The following is an 8,158-nucleotide window of genomic DNA, read 5'->3' on the forward strand; positions in this document are numbered from 1 at the left end:
GTAAAATTACAATTTTTCTCTAATGGTAAGAAAGTACGACCCTATAAATACGAAAAGAGCGGTTCTCCCGAACGGCCCTTTCTAGTTACTAACTACTAACTACTACAAAATTATGAAAAAAAACTATTAAATATATATCGAAAACCGTGCCAAACTTTGCTGATAGGGCGCTTTTTTCGGCAATATTCAGAAATTCTTTTTCGGGTACATTTCATTCCACCAGATAGGGTCATTCTGAAGCCATTTGGCAAACCAGGCGAATATGCTGTTATTCCATCGTATACGCTTGTCATAATCCATGATATGGTGGTTTTCCCCTGCTATGGAGATGAACTCTACAGGCTTTCCTAATATTTTCAGGGCGGTAAACATTTGGATACTTTCACCAACCGGTACATTGGTATCCGCATCCCCATGTAATAAAAGGAGGGGAGTGTTTATTTTATCCGCAGAGAAAAGCGGGCTTTGTCCAACAAATAAATCCGCATTGTTCCACGGATAGGAATCAGCAGCCGCATATCCATTATACGAATAACCCCAGTAACCTTCGCCCCAATAACTGGTAATATCACTGATCCCGGCATGCGAAACAGCAGCCGCAAAAATATCAGTACGGGTTTGCAGGTACATGGTCATAAAACCACCGTAAGACGCCCCGATACAGCCGACCTTTGTACGGTCAACAAACGGATGTGCCTCACAAACTTTTTTTGTCCCTTCAATGATGTTATCCGCCGTATATTCACCCCAGGCATTGATATGGCGTGCTGAGAATTCCTGTCCGAACCCAATGGCCCCGCTGGGTTGTATCACATACACAATATATCCCATTGTAGCATAAAGGTGGAAGGAATAACGCCCGTCAAAACCTCGGTTAACCGGCGTAGTCCCTCCGTAATAATATACTATCATCGGGTATTTTTTATCTTTTTGAAAATCGTACGGGTAATAAATACGACCTTTAATTTCCGTACCATCAGATGCCTGAAAATTCCAATCTTCGACAGGTCCAAGGGTTAATTGATCCATTACCGGCTTCATCGGATTATCCAGAATGACTGTTTTACTGTTCTTCAAATCAACACGAAAAGCCCTTGAGGCGTATGATGTATTCTGCCCTACCCCGGTAAGTACCAGTGCTTCATCTGCAATACTGATATTCTGGACCACATCAGCCGGCAGATCTAATTTTTCAAACCTGTCTTTTTTCACCTGATAGCGGTAAACATTCACATAATCTTCATCTGTAGTCAGGAAATAGATATTATTATCGACTTTATTCCAATACATATTTTGTATGGAAGGATTGAAATCGCGGGTAATTGCCTTGATTTCCTTTGAAGCGAGGTCATAAATATACGCCTGCCCGTCACTGGGATTCGGAATACCGGTCACCCTTTCATCCAATCCTATCTTATCGAATGATTCAGGACCTCCCGAAAGGAGCAATTGCTTCCCATCCGGTGAAAATCCGGAAACGCTCCCGTATTTAATATCATGCCATAGCGTATCTACCTCCATCGTATTGAGATGCAAGTGAAAAAAAGATCTCAGAGAGAAGGGGCGCTCAGAATAATGGTCCCTGCCGGTAGAAAAAACGATGGACTTTGCATCAGGACTGATGGCACTCAAGTATGAACTCCGGTAACCAAAAGTAAGCGGCCGAAGCACTCCTGTTGCAAGGTCATAGTGATAGAGAAAACTCCTGTTCCTCCACCCTGCCTGCCGGTCTTGTGGAGTTAATATCTGATGGACGCCGCCGTCCTTGCTTTCCGGTGCCTTATCGGTAATGGAAAATATGAGGTAAGTCTCGTCAGGAGACCAGTAAAAATATCCTTCGGGAAGGTCTTCGGCCAATAATTTTTCCTGCATTACCGAAAGATCCAGTACATACAAATTTCTTCCGGTAGTTCCCGTGGTGGTAGAATACAAACGACTTCCTCTAGGCATCCACCGCCATCCCCGGTCGCCACTACTATTTAGAATCACTGCCCCGGTCGTTGCATTCATTACCTTCACCTGGGAACTTCTTTTCCCTTTGGGAAGAACAACGGTAGTATTCAGAAGTACATATTTTCCGTCAGGCGAGATGGATGTGCTGGTAGGACGTTCTCCTTCCAGTATATCGTATAATGTAAAAGGACGCTGACCAGATGTTGCACTGGCAAATATTTTCTGGGGTTGATCCGGTTTTATATCGATTTTTATGGATGGAGGAATGGAATCGGTTGCCATGGAAAGGCATTTTATTGAAATTTCATAGCTTTTAGGTTCCACATTGGATGACCATTCGACAGATGCTGCCTTATCCAGGCTCTTTTGCGTAGAGTATTTATCCAGGACTTTTTCTCCACCCACATAGATCTCAAACGCTTGGGGAGAAGAAACCTTCAGTTTTATTTTGGTAAAGCCCTTAGCCGTGACCACAAAATTAAAAAAATGCAATGATGACTGATGTCCAGACCCGATCCCGGAAGTAAAGTAGCCGGAAACCGGATCAGCTTGTTTTTCTTTAGATTGTTGCATCACTATAGAGGATGATACTTTTGTCCCTAATATCTGTTTTGCATCATATTTCTTGTCAAAAATATTGATAGAGTCAACTAAGACAGGCTTCTGAAGAAAAACAGGTCCTGCGACCATACAACTTTTTACTGCTACATAGGATATACTATCCTGCGCAGATACCTGAGATGCAAAAACAATAAAAGCCAGAAAAATAAAACGTTTCATCATGATTGAATTTTACGAAGTTTGTAAAAGTAATATTTTCCGGTGAAACACCTAATGATTTTTCTCCGGTACCGGCAGAAAACAATAAAGGTGGTCCGAAAGGCCACCTTTATTATACATATAGAAAATAACCTAATTGTTATTCTTCTTTCTTTTCCTCTTTTTCTTCAGAAGGAGCCTCTTCTTCCTTCACCTCTTCTTTAGGCTGCTCTTCCGTTTTTACTGCTGTCTCTTCTTCCTTCACCTCTTCCTTTACTTCAGGAGCTTCAACAACAGTTTCTTCGGTTTTTACTGCTTCTACCTTTTCAGCTTTCTTGGCTTTAGCCTTAGGAGCTGCTTCAGCAGCAGGAGTAGCGGCTTCGGCTGTCGTTGCACCGGCAGCTTTCTTGGTACCTCCGCGTCTGCTTCTACGTGTGGTAGTACTCTTAGCCTTCGTATCCTTGGCAGCCAACATGTTTTCATTATAGTCTACCAATTCAATGATACACATTTCAGCAGCATCGCCTTTACGGAATCCTGTTTTCAGTATCCTGGTGTAACCGCCCGGACGATCCATGATCTTCGGAGAAATATCACGGAACAGTTCAGAAACAGCATCTTTATCCTGCAGGTAACTGAAAACTACGCGGCGTGAATGGGTAGTATCATTTTTTGAGCGGGTAATCAATGGCTCTACATATACTTTTAATGCCTTGGCTTTCGCAGTGGTGGTGGTAATGCGTTTGTGCATAATCAACGACGAAGCCATATTGGACAACATCGCCTTACGGTGCGTATTGGTGCGACCCAGGTGATTTATCTTTTTTGCGTGTCTCATTTGCTAATTAATCCTTATCTAATTTATATTTTGCTATATCCATTCCAAAATTCAAATTCATACTTTCTAATAACTCATCCAGTTCGGTAAGGGATTTTTTTCCGAAATTACGGAACTTCAATAAGTCGTTTTTGCTGAATTTGACCAAATCACCCAAAGTATCCACTTCAGCTGCTTTCAAGCAGTTAAGTGCACGTACCGATAGATCCATATCTACCAACCGTGTTTTGAGTAATTGACGCATGTGAAGAATTTCTTCATCGAATTCATCGGCTACCTGTTTTTCTTCAGTTTCAAGAGTGATCTTTTCATCTGAGAAAAGCATGAAATGATGGATCAATATTTTTGCAGCCTCTTTAAGTGCTTCTTTCGGATGAATAGAGCCATCTGTATCCAATTCTATCACCAGTTTTTCATAGTCCGTCTTTTGTTCTACACGATAATTCTCAATCGCATATTTGACGTTTTTGATCGGTGTATAAATGGAATCGATCGCAACTAATCCTATTTCCGCATTTTCAGGCATATTTTCTTCAGCAGGAACATAACCGCGCCCTTTTTCAATGTCAACCTTCATCTGAAGCTTCACATTATTGTCCATGGTACAAATTACCAGGTCAGGATTCAATACTTTAAATCCTACCAGGAATTTATCCAGATCACCGGCTTTGAATTCGGACTGCCCATTGAGCACAACATGAATCGACTCACTTTCCGTAGCTTCATCAAGTTGTTTCAGACGAATTTGTTTCAGATTCAGGACTATTTCGGTCACATCTTCCACTACTCCCGGAATAGTGGAAAATTCGTGCTGCACACCGTCTATTTTGATCTTGGTGATAGCAAACCCTTCCAAGGAAGACAATAATATCCTCCGTAAGGCATTACCTACTGTAATACCGTAGCCAGGTTCTAGTGGACGAAACTCGAATTTGCCGTGTTTATCATCGGCTTCGAGCATAACCACCTTATCGGGTCTTTGAAAAGCTAAAATCGCCATGTTATTATTTTATTTTGAGTACAATTCTACAATCAGTTGTTCCTTGATGTTTTCAGGAATATCACTTCTTTCAGGTACATTCAGAAATTTTCCGGTCATACTGCTGGCGTCCCATTCCAACCATGAATAACGTGATTGACGAGGAACAGAATTAGTGATAACTTCCAGAGATTTGGAACGTTCACGTACACCTATGGTTTGTCCGTTTTTCAACTGATATGAAGGGACATTCACTACTTCGCCATTGACGACGATGTGACGGTGTGATACCAACTGACGTGCTGCCATACGCGAAGGAGCAATTCCTAAACGATAAACTACATTATCCAGACGGGATTCAAGTAACTGCAATAACACTTCACCAGTAATCCCATGGCTACGGTGTGCTTTATCAAAAAGATTGGAAAACTGACGTTCCAACACACCATATGTATATTTTGCTTTTTGCTTTTCCTTCAATTGAACACCATATTCCGATGTCTTCTTTCTTCCTTTGGTGTTACCGTGTTGTCCCGGAGGATAAGGTTTACGTTCATATGCCTTATCGGAACCGAAGATCGGTTCTCCGAATTTTCTTGCAATTTTTGTTTTAGGTCCAGTATATCTTGCCATTGTATTAATCTATTTTGAGAAATCGAACATAAATAATTATTATTTAAACCCTTCTACGTTTAGCAGGGCGGCAACCATTGTGTGGCAATGGAGTGACATCAACAATCTCGGTAACTTCGATACCTGTTCCATGAATGGTCCTGATAGCCGACTCACGTCCTGAACCGGGACCTTTTACAAAAACCTTTACTTTACGTAAGCCTAAATCGAAAGCCACTTTTGCACAATCAGAAGCAGCTGTCTGGGCTGCATAAGGGGTATTCTTTTTCGAACCTTTGAAACCCATTTTTCCGGCTGATGACCATGATATCACCTGTCCGGAATTATTGGCCAGAGTAATAATAATATTATTGAACGAAGCGTTAATATGTGCCTGTCCGATAGGTTCTACTTTAACAACTTTTTTCTTGGTTGTTCCTGACTTTTTTGCCATAATCCTTAATCTATACTAATTATTTGGTAGCTTTCTTTTTATTTGCAACGGTCTTCTTCTTGCCTTTACGGGTACGTGCGTTATTTTTCGTGCTCTGTCCCCTTACAGGTAAACCGATACGGTGACGAACGCCACGATAAGAACCGATGTCCATCAAACGTTTGATGTTCAACTGTACAATGGAACGCAATTCACCTTCAACTTTATATTCTTCGTTGAGGATACTACGTATCTTCCCTAAATCATCATCATCCCAGTCCTGTACCTTTTTATCAAGATCAATACCGGCTGTACTTAAGATCTTACGTGCAGAGCTGCGTCCTATTCCGTAAATATAGGTCAGACCTATTTCTCCGCGTTTATTTTTTGGTAAATCAACACCAACAATTCTTGCCATATTACAACAAAATGATATTTTCGATTAATGTTATCCTTGACGTTGTTTAAACTTCGGATTTTTTTTGTTTATCACATAAAGACGGCCTTTGCGTCTTACGATTTTACAATCTTCGCTTCTTTTTTTTATAGATGCTCTTACCTTCATTGTCGTATCTAATAATATTACGATTTTCTAACTAATTGATTTATTTATACCTGAATTTGATCCGACCTTTAGTCAGGTCATAGGGGGACATTTCGAGTTTGACCTTATCGCCGGGAAGAATCTTGATATAATTCATCCTCATCTTTCCGGAAATATGGGCCGTCACGATATGTCCGTTTTCCAGTTCGACACGAAACATAGCATTTGACAATGCTTCCAGTATCGTACCATCTTGTTCTATAGAAAGTTGTTTAGCCATATGAATGACAACACTTTAATTAAGATTTAATTTTTCTTCTATAAATGAAAACGTTGATAACACATCTGCCTGGTGTTCTCCAACGGCCACTGTTAATTCGAAATGCGCCGACGGTTCATTGTCCCTGGTACGGATGGTCCAGCCATCACGTTCTTCAACAATATCCCGTTTGCCCTTGTTGATCATCGGCTCGATACACAGAACCATGTTTTTTTTCAGCCGCGCACCAACTCCCCTGCGTCCATAATTAGGCACTTCGGGGCTTTCATGCATTTGGGTTCCGATACCATGACCGACTAATTCACGTACTACCGAATAATGATGACTTTCAGCATGTTGTTGAATCACATAACCTAAGTCCCCCATCCGGTTTTTTGTAACTGCTGCTTCTATGCCCTTGAACAAACATTCCTTGGTCACCTGAAGCAACTGGCGGGTAGATTCGCTCACCTCACCAACCTGAAAGGTATAGGCGCTATCGCCATAATATCCATTCAGGATAACGCCACAGTCAATGGAAACGATATCACCATCTTTTAACACCGCGTTTTTGGATGGAATGCCATGCACCACCTGACTGTTGACTGAAGTACACAAAGTGTTCGGATAACCATTATAGCCTTTGAATCCCGGTTTTGCACCGTTATCGAGGATAAATTCCTCGGCACGGGCATCCAGTTCCAATGTGGAAATACCCGGACGAACCATGCTTCCCACCTCGGCTAAGGTTTTCGAAACCAAAAGCGCACTTTGCCTGAGCAACTCTACTTCCTGATCAGTCTTAATAACCATCAAAGAACTTTTAGTTACCCGAACGGCCTTTGATCCTGCCGCTCTTCATTAATCCATCATAATGCCTCATCAACAAATGACTTTCGATTTGCTGTAAGGTATCCAATACAACACCTACCATGATCAACAGGGTGGTGCCACCAAAGAACTGCGAAAATTGATAGCTGATCCCGAAAATATTAGCGAATGAAGGCAAAATAGCTACAAATGCTAAAAATAAGGATCCGGGCAATGTAATTTTCGACATGATGGAATCCAAATATTCAACCGTTTTTTTCCCGGGTTTCACTCCTGGAATAAAGCCACCGTTCCGCTTCATATCTTCAGCCATTTGCGTCGGGTTAACTGTTACTGCAGTGTAGAAATATGTGAAAACAACGATTAAAAATGCGAATACAAAGTTATACCAAAATCCTGTAACATTGGTGAATGCCATCAAAAATCCGCTCATGGATTCTCCTGTTGCAGTAAATCCGGCAATCGTAACAGGAATGAACATCAATGCCTGTGCAAAGATAATAGGCATTACACCAGCTGCATTGACCTTCAATGGAATATACTGACGAACTCCGCCGTATTGCTTGTTCCCGACAATCCGCTTTGCATATTGCACCGGGATTTTCCTAGTACCTTGTACCAAAAGTATGGATACTGCAATAACAGCAAGCCAGATAACTATTTCCACCAGGAATACGACCAGACCACCGCCCTGATTTTCCAGACGGATAGCTAATTCCTGAATAATTGATTGTGGAAGACGGGCAATGATACCTACCATAATGATCAGGGATATACCGTTTCCTATTCCCTTATCGGTAACACGTTCTCCAAGCCACATGATAAACATAGTCCCACTGATCAGGATGATCGTAGAAAATACGGTAAACCATGCTCCGGTCAACAGGAATGCGCTCGGCTGTAACTGGGCATGAAGGTTGGCCAGATAAGTAGGTGCCTGGAAAATTAAG

10 protein-coding genes are annotated in these 8,158 nt (G+C 41.6%); all 10 read right to left on the reverse strand.

The window, feature by feature from the left end:
• Positions 1-186: 186 nt before the first annotated feature.
• On the reverse strand, positions 187-2,733 hold the full coding sequence (locus LBQ60_16680) for a prolyl oligopeptidase family serine peptidase (protein MDR2039559.1): 2,547 nt from the start codon (positions 2,731-2,733) through the stop codon (positions 187-189).
• 139 nt (positions 2,734-2,872) lie between these two features.
• On the reverse strand, positions 2,873-3,550 hold the full coding sequence (gene rplQ, locus LBQ60_16685; GenBank protein MDR2039560.1) for a 50S ribosomal protein L17: 678 nt from the start codon (positions 3,548-3,550) through the stop codon (positions 2,873-2,875).
• A 7-nt stretch (positions 3,551-3,557) separates the two neighbouring features.
• Positions 3,558-4,550 (reverse strand): DNA-directed RNA polymerase subunit alpha, encoded by a 993-nt coding sequence (locus LBQ60_16690; protein MDR2039561.1) that lies wholly within the window; start codon positions 4,548-4,550, stop codon positions 3,558-3,560.
• A 9-nt stretch (positions 4,551-4,559) separates the two neighbouring features.
• Complete coding sequence (gene rpsD, locus LBQ60_16695; GenBank protein MDR2039562.1) at positions 4,560-5,162, reverse strand: 30S ribosomal protein S4; 603 nt, start codon at positions 5,160-5,162, stop codon at positions 4,560-4,562.
• A 43-nt stretch (positions 5,163-5,205) separates the two neighbouring features.
• Positions 5,206-5,595 (reverse strand): 30S ribosomal protein S11, encoded by a 390-nt coding sequence (gene rpsK / locus LBQ60_16700; GenBank protein ID MDR2039563.1) that lies wholly within the window; start codon positions 5,593-5,595, stop codon positions 5,206-5,208.
• A gap of 19 nt (positions 5,596-5,614) precedes the next feature.
• Positions 5,615-5,992: a 30S ribosomal protein S13 gene (gene rpsM / locus LBQ60_16705; GenBank protein ID MDR2039564.1), complete on the reverse strand. Its 378-nt coding sequence runs from the start codon at positions 5,990-5,992 to the stop codon at positions 5,615-5,617.
• 30 nt (positions 5,993-6,022) lie between these two features.
• A complete protein-coding gene (gene ykgO, locus LBQ60_16710; protein MDR2039565.1) occupies positions 6,023-6,139 on the reverse strand; it encodes a type B 50S ribosomal protein L36 in 117 nt (38 codons plus the stop codon).
• A gap of 40 nt (positions 6,140-6,179) precedes the next feature.
• On the reverse strand, positions 6,180-6,398 hold the full coding sequence (infA, locus tag LBQ60_16715; GenBank protein ID MDR2039566.1) for a translation initiation factor IF-1: 219 nt from the start codon (positions 6,396-6,398) through the stop codon (positions 6,180-6,182).
• Between the two features lie 15 nt (positions 6,399-6,413).
• Positions 6,414-7,193 (reverse strand): type I methionyl aminopeptidase, encoded by a 780-nt coding sequence (gene map / locus LBQ60_16720; protein ID MDR2039567.1) that lies wholly within the window; start codon positions 7,191-7,193, stop codon positions 6,414-6,416.
• Between the two features lie 7 nt (positions 7,194-7,200).
• Positions 7,201-8,158: preprotein translocase subunit SecY (locus tag LBQ60_16725; GenBank protein MDR2039568.1), on the reverse strand; the 958-nt coding region annotated here is incomplete at its 5' end.

This window comes from Bacteroidales bacterium (assembly GCA_031275285.1).
Taxonomy (GTDB): domain Bacteria; phylum Bacteroidota; class Bacteroidia; order Bacteroidales; family UBA4181; genus JAIRLS01.

Bases quoted from the DNA above. Each gene is read 5' to 3' on its own strand.
- LBQ60_16680 (MDR2039559.1), bottom strand. From the start codon at position 2,733: ATGAAACGTTTTATTTTTCTGGCTTTTATTGTTTTTGCATCTCAGGTA.
- rplQ (MDR2039560.1), bottom strand. From the start codon at position 3,550: ATGAGACACGCAAAAAAGATAAATCACCTGGGTCGCACCAATACGCAC.
- LBQ60_16690 (MDR2039561.1), bottom strand. From the start codon at position 4,550: ATGGCGATTTTAGCTTTTCAAAGACCCGATAAGGTGGTTATGCTCGAA.
- rpsD (MDR2039562.1), bottom strand. From the start codon at position 5,162: ATGGCAAGATATACTGGACCTAAAACAAAAATTGCAAGAAAATTCGGA.
- rpsK (MDR2039563.1), bottom strand. From the start codon at position 5,595: ATGGCAAAAAAGTCAGGAACAACCAAGAAAAAAGTTGTTAAAGTAGAA.
- rpsM (MDR2039564.1), bottom strand. From the start codon at position 5,992: ATGGCAAGAATTGTTGGTGTTGATTTACCAAAAAATAAACGCGGAGAA.
- ykgO (MDR2039565.1), bottom strand. From the start codon at position 6,139: ATGAAGGTAAGAGCATCTATAAAAAAAAGAAGCGAAGATTGTAAAATC.
- infA (MDR2039566.1), bottom strand. From the start codon at position 6,398: ATGGCTAAACAACTTTCTATAGAACAAGATGGTACGATACTGGAAGCA.